The sequence below is a fragment of the Actinomadura alba genome (assembly GCF_014323705.1).
Taxonomy (GTDB): Bacteria; Actinomycetota; Actinomycetes; order Streptosporangiales; family Streptosporangiaceae; genus Actinomadura_C; species Actinomadura_C alba.
In genome coordinates this window covers 173,585-192,668 of the sequence record NZ_JABVEC010000012.1, presented here as the reverse complement: position 1 = coordinate 192,668, position 19,084 = coordinate 173,585, and the positions used below count along the sequence as shown (strand labels likewise).

The 19,084-nt window shown below is 68.1% G+C and carries 16 protein-coding genes and 1 pseudogene; 10 read left to right on the top strand and 7 right to left on the bottom strand.

The genetic code is table 11. The features are described 5' to 3' along the window. The first annotated feature begins 240 nt into the window (after window positions 1-240). The 3 genes from HKK74_RS18050 (at window position 241) to HKK74_RS18040 (ending at window position 4,361) form a co-directional block, all read left to right on the top strand. On the top strand, window positions 241-1,746 hold the full coding sequence (locus HKK74_RS18050) for a vanadium-dependent haloperoxidase (RefSeq protein ID WP_222722405.1): 1,506 nt from the start codon (window positions 241-243) through the stop codon (window positions 1,744-1,746). Window positions 1,747-2,342: 596 nt separating this feature from the next. After that, window positions 2,343-3,455 (top strand): M20 family metallopeptidase, encoded by a 1,113-nt coding sequence (locus HKK74_RS18045; protein WP_312881587.1) that lies wholly within the window; start codon window positions 2,343-2,345, stop codon window positions 3,453-3,455. 243 nt (window positions 3,456-3,698) lie between these two features. Then, window positions 3,699-4,361 carry a nitroreductase family protein gene (locus tag HKK74_RS18040; protein WP_187244384.1) on the top strand — a complete coding sequence of 221 codons (663 nt, stop codon included), beginning with the start codon at window positions 3,699-3,701 and terminating at the stop codon, window positions 4,359-4,361. A 309-nt stretch (window positions 4,362-4,670) separates the two neighbouring features. Here the strand turns inward: HKK74_RS18040 and HKK74_RS41915 are convergent. The 4 genes and pseudogenes from HKK74_RS41915 to HKK74_RS40890 all read right to left on the bottom strand — a co-directional run. Beyond that, a pseudogene (locus HKK74_RS41915) lies at window positions 4,671-4,809 on the bottom strand (IS110 family transposase); the annotation flags it as partial. A 348-nt stretch (window positions 4,810-5,157) separates the two neighbouring features. Then, window positions 5,158-5,736 carry a PspA-associated protein PspAB gene (gene pspAB / locus HKK74_RS18035; RefSeq protein WP_187244383.1) on the bottom strand — a complete coding sequence of 193 codons (579 nt, stop codon included), beginning with the start codon at window positions 5,734-5,736 and terminating at the stop codon, window positions 5,158-5,160. A gap of 77 nt (window positions 5,737-5,813) precedes the next feature. Next, a complete protein-coding gene (gene htpX / locus HKK74_RS18030) occupies window positions 5,814-6,719 on the bottom strand; it encodes a zinc metalloprotease HtpX (RefSeq protein WP_187244382.1) in 906 nt (301 codons plus the stop codon). Window positions 6,720-6,724: 5 nt separating this feature from the next. Beyond that, window positions 6,725-6,850, bottom strand: a complete 126-nt coding sequence (locus HKK74_RS40890) for a hypothetical protein (RefSeq protein WP_281397805.1) — start codon at window positions 6,848-6,850, stop codon at window positions 6,725-6,727. 492 nt (window positions 6,851-7,342) lie between these two features. On the opposite strand from HKK74_RS40890, the gene HKK74_RS18025 reads away from it, so the two are divergent. Together HKK74_RS18025 and HKK74_RS18020 are read left to right on the top strand one after the other, a co-directional pair. After that, entirely contained in the window at window positions 7,343-8,050 is a 708-nt protein-coding gene (locus HKK74_RS18025) for a hypothetical protein (RefSeq protein ID WP_187244381.1), read from the top strand. Window positions 8,051-8,204: 154 nt separating this feature from the next. Next, a complete protein-coding gene (locus tag HKK74_RS18020) occupies window positions 8,205-9,479 on the top strand; it encodes a serine/threonine-protein kinase (protein ID WP_187244380.1) in 1,275 nt (424 codons plus the stop codon). Window positions 9,480-9,561: 82 nt separating this feature from the next. Here the strand turns inward: HKK74_RS18020 and HKK74_RS18015 are convergent, their stop codons facing one another. Further along, the gene (locus tag HKK74_RS18015) at window positions 9,562-11,673 is read right to left on the bottom strand and encodes a vWA domain-containing protein (RefSeq protein WP_187244379.1); all 2,112 of its coding nucleotides are present in this window, start codon (window positions 11,671-11,673) and stop codon (window positions 9,562-9,564) included. A gap of 79 nt (window positions 11,674-11,752) precedes the next feature. On the opposite strand from HKK74_RS18015, the gene HKK74_RS18010 reads away from it, so the two are divergent. The 3 genes from HKK74_RS18010 to HKK74_RS18000 all read left to right on the top strand — a co-directional run bounded on the left by HKK74_RS18010 (window position 11,753) and on the right by HKK74_RS18000 (window position 14,474). Next, the gene (locus HKK74_RS18010) at window positions 11,753-12,298 is read left to right on the top strand and encodes a helix-turn-helix domain-containing protein (RefSeq protein WP_187244378.1); all 546 of its coding nucleotides are present in this window, start codon (window positions 11,753-11,755) and stop codon (window positions 12,296-12,298) included. A 418-nt stretch (window positions 12,299-12,716) separates the two neighbouring features. Next, window positions 12,717-13,544 (top strand): SDR family NAD(P)-dependent oxidoreductase, encoded by an 828-nt coding sequence (locus tag HKK74_RS18005; RefSeq protein WP_187244377.1) that lies wholly within the window; start codon window positions 12,717-12,719, stop codon window positions 13,542-13,544. A gap of 138 nt (window positions 13,545-13,682) precedes the next feature. After that, window positions 13,683-14,474, top strand: a complete 792-nt coding sequence (locus HKK74_RS18000) for a hypothetical protein (RefSeq protein ID WP_187244376.1) — start codon at window positions 13,683-13,685, stop codon at window positions 14,472-14,474. A gap of 155 nt (window positions 14,475-14,629) precedes the next feature. Here HKK74_RS18000 and HKK74_RS17995 read toward each other — a convergent pair whose 3' ends face one another. Then, complete coding sequence (locus HKK74_RS17995; protein ID WP_187244375.1) at window positions 14,630-15,079, bottom strand: MarR family winged helix-turn-helix transcriptional regulator; 450 nt, start codon at window positions 15,077-15,079, stop codon at window positions 14,630-14,632. A 137-nt stretch (window positions 15,080-15,216) separates the two neighbouring features. Between HKK74_RS17995 and HKK74_RS17990 the strand changes: the two genes are divergently transcribed. After that, window positions 15,217-16,662 carry an MFS transporter gene (locus HKK74_RS17990; protein ID WP_187244374.1) on the top strand — a complete coding sequence of 482 codons (1,446 nt, stop codon included), beginning with the start codon at window positions 15,217-15,219 and terminating at the stop codon, window positions 16,660-16,662. A gap of 154 nt (window positions 16,663-16,816) precedes the next feature. On the opposite strand, the gene HKK74_RS17985 is transcribed toward HKK74_RS17990, so the two are convergent. Then, complete coding sequence (locus HKK74_RS17985) at window positions 16,817-17,485, bottom strand: TetR/AcrR family transcriptional regulator (RefSeq protein ID WP_222722403.1); 669 nt, start codon at window positions 17,483-17,485, stop codon at window positions 16,817-16,819. Window positions 17,486-17,620: 135 nt separating this feature from the next. On the opposite strand from HKK74_RS17985, the gene HKK74_RS17980 reads away from it, so the two are divergent. Beyond that, window positions 17,621-19,084, top strand: a complete 1,464-nt coding sequence (locus tag HKK74_RS17980; RefSeq protein WP_187244372.1) for a DHA2 family efflux MFS transporter permease subunit — start codon at window positions 17,621-17,623, stop codon at window positions 19,082-19,084.

Below are 19,084 nucleotides of genomic sequence, written 5' to 3'. Positions count from 1 at the left end.
GGGCAGGAGAGCCACCCAGGTCCAATTACAATTGGTCACGACTCCAGGCCGAAAGTAATTACACGGATAGTGTCAAGTCGTCCCCAGTTGAACGGGTAGGAATCTGCGGACCAGAAGCGGCCACCCGTTTCCTAGTGCAATTTACTACTGGAGAGGTTTATGATAATTTATCTCGCTCGGTCTCAAGGCTCCTAGCAGGACAAAGTCGGCAGCCCCATCCCAGTGACGGGAGAATGAGTCATGCCCAGCTTTATGCGACCTCGAAGTTTGAACTCTCGGAAGTGGGCGATCACTGTCTGCGCGATTCTGTCGCTCATCGTGCTCACGGTCCCAGCGGCGGTGGCCATGCCGAAGAAGGCGGTGCGAGCGGCTTTCGACTTCGACAGGGGCAACGCCGTATCCGAGGTGGTTTTCCCCGCGCTCGCGCAGGCGCAGGGAGTGACGATATCCGCTGACGGCTCCGACGTCACGTTCATCGTCGACCACGCCCTGCTCCTGGAGCTCTCCTGGTTCGACGCCATCGCCCCGTACCACCCCAAGGCGGTCGGCATCTTTTCGAATCTCGGTCGCCGCCCGCCGAGCGAGAACACCAATCGAAATAAGAACACCGCCGTCATTTACGCGTCCTATCGCATCCTGAACAAGCTCATCCCGGAGTTCTCGGCGCAGTGGCGCAACATGATGAACTCACTCGGTCTCGATCCCGACGCCGGACAGGAGAACACCGATACCGCGATCGGTCTCGGCAACCTTGCCGCCCGCCGTGCCCTTGAGGCACGGAGCAAGGACGGCATGAACAGGTTCGGCGACGAGGGAGGCAGCCGATACAACACGGAACCCTACGGGGATTACACCGGTTACGTGCCGGTGAATACCGCCTACCAGCTTCGTAACCCGTCGCGCTGGCAGCCGGCCATCGTTTCCAACAACAACGGCACCTTCACGGTGCAGCAGTTCGTTACCCCGCAGATGGGCCGCGCCAAGCCGATCACCTTCGATGACCCGAGTCAGTTCCGGCTGGCCCCACCGCGCGACAGCGATCATCACAACCTGGAGGCCTACCGGCGCCAGGCCAACGAGGTCCTCGCGGCTTCGGCGGCGCTGACCGACACCCAGAAGATGACCGCTGAGTTGTTCAATGACAAGTTCTTGTCCCTGGGTTTCGCCGCCACAGCCACGGTGATCGCGCAGAAGGGCCTGGACGTCGAGAAGACTGTCCACTTCGTCGCCACCGTCGAGGTCGCCTCCTTCGATACCACCGTCGCGGTGTGGTACCAGAAGGCGCGTTTCGATGCGGTGCGGCCGTTCAGCGCGATCCGCTACCTGTACGGCGACAAGCGGGTGCGGGCATGGGGCGGCCCGGGCAAGGGCACCGTAGACGACATCACCGGCAAGGAATGGCGCAGCTACCTTCGCACCGCCAACCATCCCGAGTACCCCTCCGGCTCGGCGGCGCTCTGCCTGGCCTTCGCACAGGCGTCGCGACGCTACTTCGGCACCGACGCGATCCAGATCGCGGTCCCCTGGCAAGCGGGTTCATCGAAGATCGAACCCGGCGTCACGCCGGCGCACGACATCACCCTGAGCTGGAACACGTGGACCGGTTTCGCCCAAGACTGCGGTATGAGCAGGCTCTGGGCCGGTGTGCATTTCCCGGCCTCGATCAAGGAGATGGCCGGCTTCGCCCCGCAGTTCGGCGAACGCGCCTTCACGTTCGTCCAGCAGAAGCTCAATGGCGGTCGCTGACCTGCCGGAATCGATAGTTGAGAGTCCGTGCGGATAGGGCTCGCGTCGCGAGCGGTTCCTGGGCGGCGTGCGGCGACGCTGTCCCTATCCGCCGGACTTTTTGCGATGGCCAACCATGATGACGCCTTGAGGGCGAGCTGAAGCTGGGGAATTTGCTCGCGCTGCAATGGCTGACCAACCGGCTGGGGAACACCAGCGCTCAGAGTTATGTGTCCGCGGCGTCGTCGCCGGCTGCTGCGCCACGGGCGCGACCTCCGTGAGGCCGAAGGCGTCCAGGGAGCACAGGACATTTCACCTCGACCGCCGGCTGTGTGCCGGGTTCGTCGTTCTACCACCTCCCGATCCCGCTGTCGGCGGTCCTATGGAAACCTCTCCCTTGCGCCTGGGGAAACGTTTGGGAGCAGGCCCGGCCCCGCGCCTTCGAACTCGTCGAACCGGCGCAGCGTCAGCTCGTTTCAGCACTTCAGAAGGCTCGTTTCAGCATTCCAGAAGAAGGGTTGGTGGCCCCTGCCTGTTCGATACTCGGGTTGTCGGTAGGGCAACAAGTCCTGAGGCGGTATTTGAGCGCCGAACATGTGCGTAAGGAGGGGATCCGCGTGTTGTTCGCGGCCTATGAGAACACCGCGGAGATGACGCGGCGGCTGGATGAATTGGTGTCTTGTGAGTCGCCCAGCGGATCTCCGTCACGGCTGACCGCCTGCTCCGAACTGTTGGCCGGGTGGGGTGAACGGATTCTCGGTCGTCCGGCCACCCGGGTAGTCCGGGACGGGGTGCCGCACCTGCTGTGGCCGGCGAAGCAGCAGAAGGTCCTGCTGCTGGGGCATTTCGACACGGTGTGGCCCGCCGGCACGATCGCGGACTGGCCCTTCACCGTCACCGGCGACCGGGCGACCGGGCCGGGCGTGTGCGACATGAAGGGCGGCATCGTACAGATGTTGGCCGCGCTCGCCCTGGTGACCGATCCCTCGCAGGTCGGCGTGCTGCTCACCGGCGACGAGGAGACCGGCTCGGTGACCTCGCGTGGTCTGATCGAACGGGAGGCGCGGCGCTCGGGAGCGGTGCTGGTCTGCGAGGCGAGCACACCGGCCGGTGAGCTGAAGGTGGCGCGCAAGGGCGGGGCACTCTACCGGCTCGTGATCCACGGCCGGGCGGCCCACGCGGGCGTGGAACCCCATCGCGGCGTCAACGCCACTATCGAGGTCGCCAGCCAGGTGCTCGCCGTCCAGGCGCTCGCGTCCACGCCGGACGGCACAAGCGTCACGCCCACGCTGCTCTCCGGTGGGACGACGACCAACACCGTGCCCGAGGCGGCGACCGTCTGTGTGGACGTGCGCTCCTGGACCGGGAGCGAACTGGACCGCGTGGATCGGCGGATGCGCGCACTGGCGCCACTGCTGGAGGAGGCGCGGCTGACCGTCGAGGGCGGCGTGAACCGGTACCCTCTGACGCCCGAGGTCGCGCTGCCGCTGCTCAGGCTCACCACACTGGTGGCCGCCGACATCGGCGTCCCGCCCCCGGCGGGGGCGTCCGTGTCCGGCGCGTCCGACGCGAACTTCACAGGGGCACTCGGCGTGCCGACCCTTGACGGGCTGGGTGCGGTCGGCGGTGGCGCGCATGCCCGCACCGAATACGTCGAGGTGGCGAGGATGCCGGAACGGACGGCGCTGCTGGCGGCGCTCATCGACCGGATCGTGTCGGGACCCATTTGACCGATCCACCCGGCGGTGGTCGGGCGCCCTGTCCTGTGATCGGCCGCGGTCCGTGCGGTCTCAGGGCAACCGCGAGGGGTACGCCGCGCGCGACCTGGACGCACCGCCCCGGATCGGTGTGGAAGAGAGTTGAGCGACCACCGGGCCCAGGAGTGCAGCGACCCAACACAGCACACCGCCGTAAGGCGCCACGGCTTGCTGCGGGCTCATCCTGGAGACATCACGCAGCTCGGAGGCTTTCCAATGACCCAGAGCGCGGCTCAACCCACGGTCCCGTTGCAGCACCGGCGGATGTCTCCCGAGGACGCCGTTCGTTCGGTACGAGCCTTCGCCGACCAGATGGCGAGCCGCCGGTCGGTCCGTGACTTCTCCACCGATCCCGTCCCCGAGACCGTGATCGAGACGGCCGTCCGTGCTGCGGCCAGCGCTCCCAGCGGGGCCAACATCCAGCCCTGGCGGTTCGTGGTCGTGACGAGCCCGCAGCACAAGCGCCGCCTGCGGCTGGCGGCCGAGGCGGAGGAACGGGAGTTTTACCGGCGCCGTGCGGGCGCCGAATGGCTGGACGCCATCGCCCCGATCGGCACCGACTGGCGCAAACCGTTCCTCGAAACGGCGCCTGCGGTGATCGTGGTGTTCGAGGTGCACCGCGGGCCGAACACCCCCAAGCCTTACTACGTCAAGGAATCCGTGGGCATTGCCGTGGGCATCTTGTTGGCGGCACTCCATCACGCGGGCCTGGCGACCCTGGCCCACACGCCCAGCCCGATGCGTTTTCTCAACCGGGTCTGTGACCGGCCGCCGGAGGAACGCCCCTACTTGGTGATTCCGGTCGGCTATCCGGCCACGGACGCGCGAGTGCCAGATCTGTCCCGCAAGCCTTTGTCCGAGGTCATGGTCCGCCGCTGAATCCCGGCCTGGACGATCGCACCGCTTACCGTCGAACACCACGTGTTCGGTGGTAGGCCGTCTTTCCGGGGGAGGCTCGCAAGGCGACGCCGCGCGCGTCGAGACGCGCCGGTCCTCGCGTCGGAGGCTGCCCGCCTTCCTGCACACCATGCGGGTGCCACTCAGGCCAGGTCCCTGGAGACATCCGATCTTCCTAGGTCGTCAAGTGGTGACCGCTAGCTGCAGGAGTAGTGCCTGGGCCTGTTGCCGAGGGCGTTTTCGACCAGCGGGAGCTGGTGGAGGCGTTCCCTGGCGAAGGATGGTCTGGAGTTCGGCGAGCAGTTCGGCGAGCATCCGCCAGCCGACGGCGTCGTAGGGATGCGCCGCCGGGCGATGAGTTGCCGTCGCCATCGACCAGGGCGACGTCATGGTGGCGTTCGGCCCAGTCGATCCCACATGTCACTTTCAACTGTCACACTCCTACACGAAGGGGTTAGCGCAGGTCAAAGAGCCGTGCGGGGACACGCCATGCCCTAATGAAAGAGCTCGATGGCTCGACATCCGATCAGCAGTTCGTGACCCAGCCGACCGCAGGGCCGCGCTCTGCGTCGGGGCTCGATGGCCCTGGCTATGCGAGCGGTGTTCCTGCGGCTGGCTTCAAGATCGAAAAATGGCCCCGGAGGAAGATCAGAAGCCCTTCTGACCTGCACAAACCCGGTCGGGGCGGCGGGATTCGAACCCACGACCCCTTGCCCCCAGGCAAGAACCGTACGACAGCGTGACGGAGGGGTGGGAGGAAGCCCGGCGGGCCGTCGGCTCACAGGCCTGGGGCGCCCCAGACCGGGAACCAGCGGCTGAGATCTTGTTCGATCCGCAGGTCGTCGGCGATCGTCGCCTTGATCTGGAGTTCAAGTGGGTTGTCGCGTTTCTCGCCCGGGAGCGGCGCGAAGGGGTAGAACGTCCCGCGCTTGTAGAGGTAGACCAATGCGAGCGGGCGCTGTTCGGCGTCGCGGAAGCCGGCCAGTGAGCAGAGTAGCTGTGGGCCGAAGCCGCTGTCTTGCAGGGCCGTGTTCACTGCGTGCAGGTCGCTTACGAGGGCGGCCAGGTCGCCGGGATCGCGGCGCGAGAACAGCCAGGAATACCCGTATGCGTCGCGGCTGAGCTCCACCGGCATCCCACCGCGTTCGGTGTCCGCGTCGAGCAGGGCCCGTACGTCCTGCTGGACCTGTGCGAACGCTCCACCCTCGATGGTGGCAAAGCACACCGATCCACTGCCGGTCGGTTCGAAGCCGGTGGCCGCCTGGAGAGTGATCGCTGCCGAGGGCAGGCCGAACAGTTGATCGAGATCGGGCCTGACCGGTTTGCTACGGCCGAAGAGGACGTCCCAGAAACCCACCCGCACCATCTCCTCAAACGCTGCTCGGTTCGTCTGGCCCGCGACGGCTGCGAAGCGGGCGGGCCCGTGGCGCGCGGTCACCCCGGCCCGGACAGCTCTGCCGAGATCTGCGCCAGCTGGTCGAGCCGGCGTTGGAGGCTGGGGTGGGTGGAGAACAGGTTGGAGACGACGGTGCCCGGCCCCAGGGCGGGGGTGAAGAAGAAGGCGTTGAACGCCTGGGCGGTGCGCAGATCCTGGGTGGGGATGCGGGCGATGTCGCCGCTGACCTTGGTCAGCGCGGAGGCCAGCGCGGAGGGCCGGCCGGTGAGCATCGCCGCGGCGCGGTCGGCGGCCAGCTCACGGTAGCGCGAGAGCGCGCGGATGAGCAGGAAGCTGATGGCATAGACGAGGGCGGATACCGCCATGACGGCCAGGAGCATTGCGGCGGTGTTCTGATCACGTCGGCCGCGCCCGCCGAACAGCTGGGAGTAGAAGGCGAAGCGGACGATGAGCCCGGCGATCACACCCAGGAACGAGGCGATCGTGATCACCGCCACGTCGCGGTGCGCGACATGGGAGAGCTCGTGCGCGAGGACGCCCTCCAGTTCCTCGGCCTCCAGGCGGCGCAGCAACCCGGTGGTGACGCAGACCACCGCGTGATCGGCGTTGCGGCCGGTGGCGAACGCGTTGGGCAGGTCCATCGCGGACACGGCCACGCGGGGTTTCGGCATGTCCGCGGTGGCGCACAGCCGGTCGATGACGCCGTGCAGATGGGGCTGCTGCTCCGGGGTGACCAGACGGCCGTGCATCGCGTACAAGGCGATCCGGTCGGAGAACCAGTACTGGGCGCCGAGCAGGCCCGCCGCGATGACCACCACCAGGAGCCAGGACTTGAGCAGGACGATCAGCACCGCGATGAACGCCACATACAGCAGTCCGAGCAGGAAGATGGTGACCAGCATGCGGGCGGTCAACTGCCGGTCGGGCTGGAAGCGGCTGCGCATCCCCCTCACCGCGCGATCAGTCCATTGTCCGACGGCAGCTCTCGCATCTGCCGTGGATCCTCGGCCCGGTCCAGGACCTTGTCCGCCTTGATCCGGAACAGTTCGGCCAAGCGATGAGCGATGCGGCTCATTACGCCCGCTCTCCTCTCCACCGGGGCGCGGCACCGGCCGCGCCACAGCCCGTCCCTGCTCTCATGGTCCTCGCACCCGGCCAGGGCGGAACGGGCCGTTCGTCCCGACATCCAAGGCCGATGTGCCCCATGACGCCTGCCACGAGTACGCGTTCCTGCGGCTCTTCACCGAGGGTTCCCCGCTCGGCGACGACATCCAAGCGCCCGCCGGCTGGTCGCTTTCCTGCCGGCGGCAGACTGAGCCGAGGCGACCCGGCCGTCAGCTGGACCGATCAGGCGACTGCTCGTCGCAGATCGACAAGGACGATCGATATCGTCTGGCGGGGGTGGACTCGCTTCGGCTCCCGGATCGCCAGGTCTCTGGCCGCTGCATGACACCGCCGGCGGCGACGGGCCGGTGTCCGTTCGGCCAGTTCGGTGATCTTCACCCTGGTCGACCGTCGGCGCGTCCTGCGACGGTGGCAGCTGTCATCGTCTGGAACTGGAGAATTCGTGTCGTCTCGTCGCCGGTCACTTCTCACCGCGGTGCCCGCTCTCATGGCCACCGTGTCGGTGCCGGCCGCGCTCTTGGCGGCCTGCTCGGCCGACCCGCCGGTCGCCGAGTTGAAGAGGATGGCGGTCGCGCCGGAAGCGGTCAAGGCCCGCGCCGAGCGCCGGGCGTCGATTGATGAGCGCCTCGCCCCGTTCAACGTCCGGGGCTTGACGCACGGCTTCACGGTGATCAGCGACTCCTGTTCGGGCCCGCGCCCGTATACCTTCGAGGATGGCCGCGACCCGTGGCTGCTGACCTGCCAGATGAGCGGTACCTCGGTGTACGGGGTGAAGGGCGGCAGGATCGTCGACGTGCTGCGGCAGATCGAGACCGCGAAGATCATTGACGATAAGCCGGCCGGATCGCAGGCGAACGTCGCCATCGACTACTACGTCAAGCGCGGCCGGACGGACGAGAGCACCCTGCTACCCGCCCCCGGTCTGGACGACGGCCGGGTCGTCGTCGGGTGGGATGTGACGAGGCCGCTGATCAGCCAAGTGGAGGCGCTCTCGGCGACCTGCCCGCCGTCGGGCGTGGCGTTCGGGCAGTGCTCGGTCGATGCGGGGGCTGGTGCATCGGTCGCCGAGTTGCGCCGGCGCTTCGGGATGGTGCTGCGGGTGAGGGTGGTGACCGGCACGTCTTACTACCGGCTGCCGCGCCACCGGTGACCGCCATTGGTTCTCCCGACATTGAACAACGGCACCCTCACGCCGCAGCTCGATTTAGAGGGGGACAAGCCATGGTGTTCCATGTGTTCATGGCACGTCCCGATGCTGTCGCGAATTCAGTCCTCACATGGTGACCGGCCGACCTGGACGAGTCGTGGCTGGTCGTGTCGCGTTGATCGACAGAGTGGGCTCCGGCGCGGCGGGCTCGGTATGGCGGGCGTTCGATCACCGGAGGGCCCGTTACTGCGCCGCCAAGCTCATGAACCCCGAGATCGGCACCATCGGCGTGGTGCGCGCCATCCGTGAGCAGTCGCTGCGGATCGCACATCCACACGTACTGATCCCGTACGGCTGGGCTGCCGACGACGACGACATGGTGCTCGTCATGGACCTGGTGCACGGCGGGTCGCTGGAGACGCTGGTCAACGACTACGGGCCGCTTCCCGCCGCGTACGCCGCGGAGATCCTGGCGCAGTTGCTCGCGGCACTCGGCCATGTACACGCCGAGGGAGCGGTCCACCGCGACGTGAAGCCGGCCAACGTGCTGCTGGAGGCGACCGGTGCCCGGCTCCCGCACGCGCGCCTGATCGATTTCGGGGCCGCGCTCCATCCCGATGGGCAGCGCTTCACCACGACCGGCTTCGTGGTGGGCACGCCCGGCTACGTCGCACCCGAGGTGCTCGAGGGCGGCCATCCGGGGCCGCGGCAGGACCTCTACGCCGCGGGGATGGTCGCCTGGCAATTGCTCACCGGGGCCGCCCGGCCTGAAGTGGGACAGCGGTTCGGTCCGCCGCCCGAAGGTGTGCCCTCCGTGCTGTGGTCGGTCGTCGCCGGGCTGTGCGCTCCGGACCCGAGAGATCGCCCGGCCGACGCCGCGGCTGCGGGTGAGTGGCTGGGTAACTGCGGGCTGACGCTGGAGGTGCCCGCTCGTACGGCCGATGGCGAGCTGATCGAGATCTTCGATCAGCTCGGCCCGCTGCCTGAAGGCTGGGATGCACCGCGGGCATCGCCGCACGAGGCCGGGACGGAGCAGAGCCGGGGGCGGGAGCCGACCGGCCGGGGGCGGGGCCCGGAGCCGACGCCGGCCGGCCTGGGCCGGGATCCGGAGCTCGCCGGGCACGCGAGGTCGCGCCGGCGGCCGGTCGTCGCCGCCGTGATCGCGGCGGCGCTCGGCGCGGCGGCGGTGGGCGGCGTGCTGTCCGTCCGGGGCTCCTCGGATCGCGGATCGCGCGTGGAGCCCTCGCACTCTCCCTCTCTCACGCCGACGGCTCAGGCGTCGGTTCCGGCGGGAGGGCCGCAGTCCGACGTCCGGGTCGGTGGCTCCTGCGGTTGGCAGGACGCCGGGACCATGGAGACCACCGCGGACGGCCGCCGGGTGCGCTGTACGTTCCGCTCCGGCGCCACCTACTACTGGCGGCCGGTCGGCTGACGGCCCGTCGCCGGTAACAGGTGTCGACGGAGTGGTAAGGCTGCGCCCGGCGGAAGCCGGACACAGCCTTACCCGTTCGCTCTCAACGGGGAGGGCCGGGCGGCACGCCGGAACCCGGGCCGTGGGGTGGCGCGCCGGAACCCGGACCGAAGGGCGGTGCACCGGAACCCGGGCCGAAGGGCGGTGCGCCGGGATGGTGCGGGTGGGGCGCCGCATGGCGACGGCGCCGTCCGACGAGCACCGTCCCGATCACCGCGCTGATGACGACGGCACCGGCGGCGGCCGCTCCGATGATCCACCAGGCCGGTCCTGACTCGGCGGAGACCTTCCGGCCGGACAGAGGCGTGGCGGCCGGCGGTCGGGGCGGCGGGGCTCCGAAGGCGTCCGTCCCAGCGGCGGCGCCGGCGTATTGCGGGCCCTTCTCCGGCGTGCCGACGACGGAGACGTCCATGGTGACCGGGATTGCGTTCGGTGACGCGTTCTCGCTGCTCTTACGGCCGAGCTTGACGGCGAAGTAGTACCACCCCGCCACACTGTGCGGTGTGAACTTCGACTCCTTGAGCTCGCGGTTGCGATAACGGATCGGAAGGGTCGAGAACCCGCCGGTCTTGACGCCGAGGAACGGGGCGTCCAGCATTTTCGCCCGTCCTGAGTAGAACGTGGTCTCCCAGGTGAGCCGCTTGCGGGACGGTGCGTACATCTCGGTCTCGATGTTCACCGCCGCCCTGGTGTTCGGATCGTCGGGGTAACGCACCCGGTAGGTCAGGGCCTGGCCCCAGTCGAGCCGCACCTTGTAGAAGAGGAACTCGCCATAGTGGATCTGCTCGGTGTAGTGGCCGGACCCGGGCAGGGCGGTGGCGGTGCCGAACGACGCGCCGCCCGTGACCGGCCGGTCGGGCCCGCCCGGGTTCTGGAAGGCGACGGGCTGGCCGGCGGGCGCCGAACCCTTGTCGCCTGCGACCGGTGGTTCGAGGCCGACCTGCAGTTCGACGGGCAGTCGTTCGCCGCCGCCGTCGTCGCCGGCCGCCGGTGCGTCGGAGGCCCCGGTGAAGTACACCGAGAAGGTGTAGCGACCAGGCCTCTTGCAGTCCGGGAAGGGCGTGCGGCTCTCGGACACCAGGCCGTCCCAGGTGAACTCCACGCTCAGGGGGCGGCCGTCCCGTCCTCTTGTCGTGATCGCGTTCTCGGAGACGTTGCAGTCGGTGCCGTTCACTCCGAGCAGCGCGATGTTGAGCCCCTTGACCTGCACCGATCCGCCCCGAACGAAGGGCACGGTGGCGGCGAAGTACGCGGTGTTGCCGGCCGGTATGTCGACCGAGTAGTAACGCTTGGCGTCGCCCAGGGTGTCCTGGTAGCCGCCGGGTTTGAGGACCGGCGCGCCCTGCGGTGTGTTCGTTCCCTTGACCTGTATGCCGGCCGGCTCATAGTTGCGCAGCGCCGAAGCGGTGACCCGGCCCAGCGACTGCCCGAGCGAGGAGGCGTCCGGAACGTCGGTGTACGTGCCGCCGGTGCTCTGGGCGATGCAGGTCAACTGGTTCCTGGCCTTGGCGTCGACCTGGTAGCCGACCGTGTGGATCCGCAGATCGATGCCCTGCTCGGCGAGATCCTTGGCCACCTCGCACGGCGTGGGCGGTGCACAGGTGTCCTCTCCGTCGGAGACCAGCACGATCGAGCGGGGGCCCTCCTTGGGGAGCGCGTCGGCGGCGGTCCGCAGGGACTGCCCGATCGGCGTGTGGCCACGAGGCTCGACGCCGTTCGCCGCACTGATCATGCCGGCCTTGTCGAGGGAACCGACCGGGTGTACGACCTTGATGTCCTTGCAGCCGGCGGCTTTCTCTCCGGCCGATGGCCCCGTGCCCGTGCCGTACACCGTCAGACCCAGCCGGCTGTCCGCGGGCAGCGTCTCCACCACGGAGCGCACGGCCCGCTTGGCGGCGTCCATCTTTGTGCCGCCGCGAGCGGGCGCCGCCATCGAGCCGGAGGCGTCGAGGACCAACATGATCGGGGCCAGGTCCTTGGACCACGCCGCGGATCCCGCTTGTGCCGTGGCGGCGAGGGGGTGAGCCGGCACCAGGGTGAGCCCGGCGAGCACCGCGCCGATCAGCGCGGCGAGCCTGCGGACGCACCTCGCCGTTCGCGGCCGCCGCTCGCCCGTCGCATCTGTGAACGGGCTGATTCGCGCAGTAGTATGCATACTTCCCTCCGAGGAAGCCTTCTTTCGTATGCGGATGTGAAGCTATCGTTTGCAGTTGTTAACAGTCAAGGGAGAGTCGGTGGGCACCGCAGAAGGTAACGTCGACCGCAACCGCAGGCTGCAGGCCGAGTGGTACGGCGAGCCGCTCGGCGATCGGTTCCGGTGGCTGCTCGAACGGCTCGGCATCTCGCAGGCGAACCTCGCCCAGGTAGTAGGCCTCTCGCCGCCGATGCTCTCTCAGCTCATGTCCGGCCGCCGCGCCAAGATCAGCAACCCGGTGGTGCTCAACCGGTTGCTGGCGGTCGAGGAACTCGCCCGCGATCCGGACTTCGGCACGCTGACCCGCGACGCGATCGGCGAGCGGCTGAGTCGGATCCATGCGGAGTCGGCGACGACGTCGTCCGGCATGCGCATGACCACGCCACCGGTCCGGACGGCCGCGGAGGAGCCGGCACGCGCACTGCAGTCACTGCTGCGGGCCGTCGCCTCCGCCGCCGAGATCGAGGCTGCGGCGTCGCTCCTCGACGCCGGCTTTCCCGACCTCGCCGCAGTGCTCCGTGTCTACGGAAACGGCCGTACGGCGGACGCCCAGGCGCATTTCGCGCACACGCTCGGAACACCGTGACCGCCGGTCCGCAACGGGATCTTGATGAGGCCGGTGTCTTCGGCTGGGCCCCTGCCGGCCCCAAGAGCAAGGGCATGCTTCTCATCACTGGTGTACAGAAAGGGCCGACGGCCGTCGCTCGTACGTGAGCGATCAGCCTGCCGCAGGTGATGACGGCCGGCCGACGGCCGTCCCGTCCCCTCGTTGACTCGTGGCGTGTCGGGCCCGCGTCTGCCGCCATGACCCCGACACGCCACGACTCGATGAGGGTAGGGAGGGCGGTGGTGTGCGGCACGTGTGGTCCGGCCTTGTGAACGCTGAGCCTGTTTGAACCGGCTGGTTCAACTAAGCTAGTGTCTGGGTTCGAATTACCTTACTGGGTATGCACACCTTCTGCAGACCATGAACGCACCCCAAACCGCGGACTAGGGACACTGACTTGACGAAGACATTCGTGATCACGGGCGGCACCGATGGAATCGGGGCGGCCGTCGCTCGCGCGCTGTTCTCACGGGGAGATCACGCCGTAGTGATCGGAACGAACCAGGGGAAGGCCGACCGTCTCATTCGGGAGGCGGACGATGCGCCGGGAAGTGCGGCTTTCTATCCGGCGGACCTCAGCCTGGTGTCGAACACCCGGCGTACCGTCAGCGATCTACTCGAGGCCTACCCGGAAATCGACGGCCTCGTCATGTGCGCGCGCTACTTCCGAACGTACCGGTCGGTGACCTCCGATGGCTTCGAGGACAACTTCGCGCTCTTCTATCTGAGTCGCGTCCTGTTCAGCTACGGGCTGCTCGGCGCCTTCGAAAAAGCGGATGGCGCGGTCGTCGTCAATGTGGCCGGCCCGGGCCACGACACACCGATCGACTGGGACGATCTGCAGAGTGCCCGGCAATACGACGGCGTGCGGGCGATGTTCATGAGCGGGCGACTCAACGATCTGCTCGGGGTCACCTTCGCCAAGCGCCATGGCAAGGGCCGCGTCAAATATGTGCTGTTCCACCCGGGGACGACATCGACGGGCTTCGTCGGTGAGTTCGACCCGCCGACGGCGGCATTCATCGAACAGCAGAAGGCAATGGCGAAACCCGCGACCGCAGTCGTACCGCCGATCCTCCGGCTTCTTGACGATCCGCCCCAAGAGCCGCTCAGCGCGTTCAACATGTACGACGAGTTGAGCGTTCGAAGCGGTCTCTTCTCACCGAAGTCAGCGGCTCGCCTCGCGGACATTACGGCAGAGCTGCTGGATCTCGACGCGAAATAACGGGTGCCCCGGCGGACTTGGCGACGGCCGGCCATCTCATATCCCGCCGTCCCGACCGGGCAGGGGCCCTGCCTCACGGAAGTGGGAAAGGGCGTGTTGCATGGCTCGCTTGAGCCGGTGCCCTACGATCAGGCGATCATGGCTGATCCGGTTGATTTCGAATGGCTGGAAGGCAGCGTGCTGCGCCCCAGCCGCATCACGGCCGGGTCGGCCGCACTACCCACCGATCCACGCCGGGGGTTCCGCGCGACCGTCCTGACGCCCTGTCCACGATGCCGGGGGAGCGGCACCGTCGGCACGTACACGGGCAGTCCCGACGAGTGGGAAGAGGGCTGGACCTGCGGCGACTGCGGAACACTCGGCGTCCTGGCCGCGGACACCCCGATCGTGGATCAGCCCCCCGGGCCCGAGGCGGCCGCCGCGCTCACCCGCGATCCCGACGGGCTGTTGCGCGCCGAGAGGCTGGCTCGCACCTGCGTCCGGCACCTGGCGCTGTGGGACGTCCCGGCATCGGATCGGATCATCTGGCGGGTCGGAGGTCCACTGACCGAGCCCATGCGGGCGACGTTGCCGCATCCCCGTACGGAGATCATTCGCCGGTTGTTCTTCGGCCACTGGAACCTGAAGCACGGCACCCACGCGGGCGCATTTACCGACCCGGGCTACCGACAGACATTCATCAACCGGGCCATGTGGCACGCGAAGCTCGACCACTGCTGGCGGCTCGCCGCCGAGCGATCTCTGATCGTCCCAGGCTCGTTCAACAACGTTGGGATCGTGGACCTGTCGGACCGGCCGGGCGTGATCGGCCACAGCATGGCCGACCTCCCCAACCCGTTCGGACCGTTGGTGGAACTCTGGGCCACCGGGTACGCCTTCGCCGATGTGACCTCTGACGGCATCCACCTGATCGCTCCAGAGCCCACCTGAGATCGGGCGGCACGGGGACGGTTCGGTACGTCGGGGTGGCCGGTGAAGCGCCTGCCGGCGTTCAAAGCCGGATGAGACCGGCGTTCGTCGGTGTGAGTCCGCAGGCGTCGAAGTAAGTAGAACGCCCTTAGATGTTCCTCGGCTGCGACCGCCCGTTACGGGCGGGGCCAGGGCCGTCCGGCGAGGCGTTCTATGTCGGTGTTGAACCGTTGGAGGTAGGCGGCGAAGGAGGTGACCTCTTCGGGCGTCCATTGGTCGAGGATCTTCTCCAGGCCGCTGACGATCACCTCGCGCTCCCGGTCGAGGCGGCGCTCGCCTTCGTCGGTGATGCGGAACTTGCGGGCGATGCCACCGTTGGGGTCGGGGATGCGTTCGACCAGTCCGTCGCGGAGCATGGCGGCCGTCTGCCGGTTGAGTGTGGAGGCGTCCAGACCGAAGGCATCGCTGAGCTGCCGGATGGACATCGGACCCTCCATCCCGATGCGGCTGAGCAGGATGTAGGCGCTGCGGTCGAGGAGACGGCCCTCACGCCGGGAGCGGCTGGTCAGGTTGTGCCGCCCGAGCAGCATGGTCTCGTATTCGATCAAGTGAGTGGGCTTGTCCATGCCAGTCCTCCCGTGTGCCGCTCCTTGGTAACAGACCTGACATGCATTGTACACATTCTGTGCATAGTACATATTACGTGTATGGTGCATGTGCACGATGCACATCATTACCTCTGTCAAGGAACCGGGAGGGTCGCATGGGCGGCTCCATATCCGTTGCCAAGTCCGGCAAGATCGTCGGCGTGCTGGCGCTGGCCGGCATCATCGCCTCGGTCATGCAGACGTTGGTGGTGCCGTTGATCGGTGAGCTGCCGCGGATCCTGAACACCAGCGCTTCCAATGCGAGCTGGGTCATCACCTCCACGCTGCTGGCGGCCGCGATAGCCACGCCGGTGACCGGGCGGCTCGGCGACCTTTACGGCAAGAAACGCATGATGCTGATCCTTCTGGTGCCGCTGATCGTCGGTTCCGTGGTCTGCGCCCTGGCGGGCTCCCTGCTCCCGATGATCATTGGACGGGCGCTGCAGGGCATCGGCGCGGGCATCGTTCCGCTGGCCATCAGCGCGCTGCGGGATCTGCTGCCTCCCGAGCGGCTGGGCTCGGCGATCGCGCTGATCAGCGCGTCCATGGGCATCGGCGGGGCGCTGGGCCTGCCGATCTCGGCGGCGGTTACCGAGCAGGCGAGCTGGCGCGTGCTGTTCTGGGCCGTGGCCGTGCTGTGCCTGCTGGTCGCCGTGGCGACCTGGCTGGTGGTGCCGGCCACTCCCGCCGGGGCCCAGGGCCGTTTCGACCCGCTCGGCGCGCTCGGCCTGGGTGTCGGGCTGTTGTGCCTGCTGCTCGGTATCTCCAAGGGCGCCGACTGGGGGTGGGCGAGCGGCGCGGTCCTCGGTCTGTTCGCAGCCTCGCTGGTGATCCTGCTGGTGTGGGGCTGGTGGGAGCTGCGGACCAGCGACCCGCTGGTCGATCTGCGGGTCACCGCGCGGCCGCAGGTGCTGCTGACCAACGCGGCCTCGATCGTGGTCGGCTTCGCCATGTACGCCCAGGCGCTGATCGTCCCGCAGCTGCTGCAGCTTCCCAAGGCCACGGGCTACGGCCTGGGCACCTCGATGCTCACCGCAGGACTGGTGATGGCCCCGGGCGGCCTGATGATGATGCTGCTGGCACCGGTCGGCGGAAAGTTGACCGCGGCCCGCGGCCCGAAGGCCACCCTGCTCATCGGCACCCTGGTCATCGCCCTCGGCTACGCCTCCTCTCTGGCCCTGATGGGCTCGGTGTGGGGACTAATGATCGTCGGCTGCATCTGCAGCATCGGTGTCGGCCTGGCCTACGGGGCGATGCCCGCCCTCATCATGGGCGCGGTACCGGTGTCGGAGACCGCCTCGGCCAACAGCTTCAACACCTTGATGCGCTCCATCGGCACCGCGGTGTCGGCGGCCGTGGTCGGCCTCGTCCTGGCCCAGATGACCATCCAGATGGGCGGATACGCACTCCCGTCCGAGAACGGCTTCCGCACGGGCCTGCTCCTCGGCGGCGGAGCCGCGCTTCTCGCCGCGGCGATCATCCTCACCATCCCGGTACGGCGCGCCGGCCGTCCGGCCGAACGCTCCGTCACGACCGAGGTACCCGTAAAGGCCGTGGTCTGAAGCGGGCACCTCTCACATACCGGACCTACCGCTGACCTGAATCAACGCAGGTCAGCGGTTGGTCCGTTGGATTCTCGCCGATCGTTACGGGAATCTCGCTGGGTCGGCCGGCGTCATCGCCGGCCCGCTTGTGGCGCACACCGCCTGGTGACGCCTATGTGGCCTCGGCGGGCTCTGCGGCGAAGGCTTTTAGGAAGGTATGGACCGCAGCACTCGCTACGGTCCGCAGCTCGGTGTCGGGGACGTGCCGGGTGCCGAGACGGGATCGCTTGTCCACCGGGCCGGAGAGCAGGGCGGAGAACTGCTCGGCGGCCAGTAGCGGGTCGGTTGTGCGCAGGCGGCCGGCGAGCGCGAGGCGCGCCAGCCGGTCGGCCAGGGCTTCGGTGACTCGGTCCGCCACCTGCCCCTGGACGATGTCGAGCAGGTCGGGAAACTGGTTGATCTCCGCCGACAGCAGTCGACGCATCGCCCAGGACCTGTCGTCGCAGTAGCACTGGAGCAGGTGGAAGCCGACGTCCTCCAGCATCGCGCGTAGCTCGCCGCCGTGATCGGCGAGCCGCTCGACCGCTGCCAGGTTCTGGGTCAGCGCGCTGTCGGCGAGGGCGGCGAACGTCTGGCGGAGGAGGGTCTCCTTGTCGCCGAAGTGGTTGTACACGGTGGCCTTGGCCACGCCGGCTTCAGCGGCGATCACATCGACCCCGGCCTGGGCGTATCCCTCGCGGGCGAAGACGGTGAACGCGGCGTCCAGGATCGCCCGCCGCTTGTCGATGCGCCCGCGTGCGCCGGCGAGGCGCTGCCCGGCTGAGGTTCCTGCTCCGCTCATAGGCCGCATCATACTGGCCTAAGGCGCACAACTGAACTGGCCAGTCCAACATAATGGTCGACTTGCCTAAGACTGATGAGTCTCTTAAGTTGGACCGGCGCGTCTAGTTCTTGGCGGTCGAACCGGAGGCAACTCATGACAAAAATGCAAGGTGACCGGATAGATCCGGCGCTGCGGCGGCTGATCGGGGTGATCCTGCTGGGCGGGATCATGGGGATCCTGGACGGCACAATGGTCGCCGTCGGGGCTGACATCCTCGCCGAGAAGTTCGATACCTCGCTGAGCGCGATCAGCTGGGTCTCCACGGGCTATCTGCTCGCCCTCACCATCACCATCCCGATCACCACCTGGGCCGTCGACCGGTTCGGTGGCAGGAGGCTGTGGCTGTTCGGCCTTGCCCTGTTCCTGGGCGGATCGCTCGCATCGGGGCTGGCCTGGAACGTGGGCAGTCTGATCGTCTTCCGCGTGATCCAGGGCATCGGTGCGGGCACGATCGATCCGCTCGTGTTGACGCTGCTCGCCCGCGCCGCCGGTCCCCGCCGTGCGGGTCGGGTGATGGGCCTGATGGCCGGGGTCCTGTCCTTCGGCCCCGTGCTCGGGCCGGTCGTGGGAGGGATCGTTCTGCAGACGCTGGGCTGGCGGTGGATGTTCCTCATCAACCTGCCCATCGGCCTGGTGGCGTTCCTCGGTGCCCTGCGGGTGATGCGGGGCGACCCACCGCGCGAGGAACGGCCGGCGACCCGGCTCGACATCATCGGCGTGGCGCTGATCACTCCCGGATTCGCGAGCCTGGTTCTGGCCCTGTCGCAGGCGGGCGACCGTGCCGCGTTCACGGTCTTGCCGGTCCTCGCTCCGCTGGCCGCCGGCATCGTGCTAATGATCGGCTATGCGGCCCGCGCGCTTCGGGTCCGTCGCACGCCGCCGTTGATCGACTTGAGGCTGTTCACACGCCCGAGCTTCGCCGCGAGCGTGACCGTCATGGCACTCACCGGCCTTGCGATGTACTCGATACTCTTCGTGGTTCCGCTGTACTACCAGCAGGCGCATGGACATGGGGCTCTCGCAGCAGGGCTCCTGGTAGCTCCGTTCGGGGTCAGCGCCGCCATCGCCGCGCCACTGGCGGGGCGCCTATCCGAACGGTTCGGAGCTCGCAGCGTCGTGCGGGCGGGCGCGTTCATGGCGGCGATCGCCGCACTCGCCTTCACCCGGATCGGAGCACAGACCGACGAGGTATGGCCGACGCTGGCCGCACTCGCGACCGGCCTGGGGCTGGGCCTCGTCGGCGCGCCGACAATGGGATCGATGTACCGGACGCTGCCCGCACCACTGGTGCCACAGGGCAGTTCGGTGCTTTACATGCTCAATCAGCTCGGCGCCTCGATCGGCATCGCCGTCGTCGCGCTCATCGTCCAGACCGCCGGCGACGCCGACGCGATGCGGGGCTTCCACGGCGTGTTCTGGTTCGTGACCGCGGCGATCCTGGTCATCCTGGCCGGCACCGTACTCCTTCCAGGGCGACCCGAGCCGCCGCCCGCCGCCGGAACCTCTGGAAACGGTACGGCGGCTGCCCAAGAGCAGCTCGCCCTACCAGGCAACTGA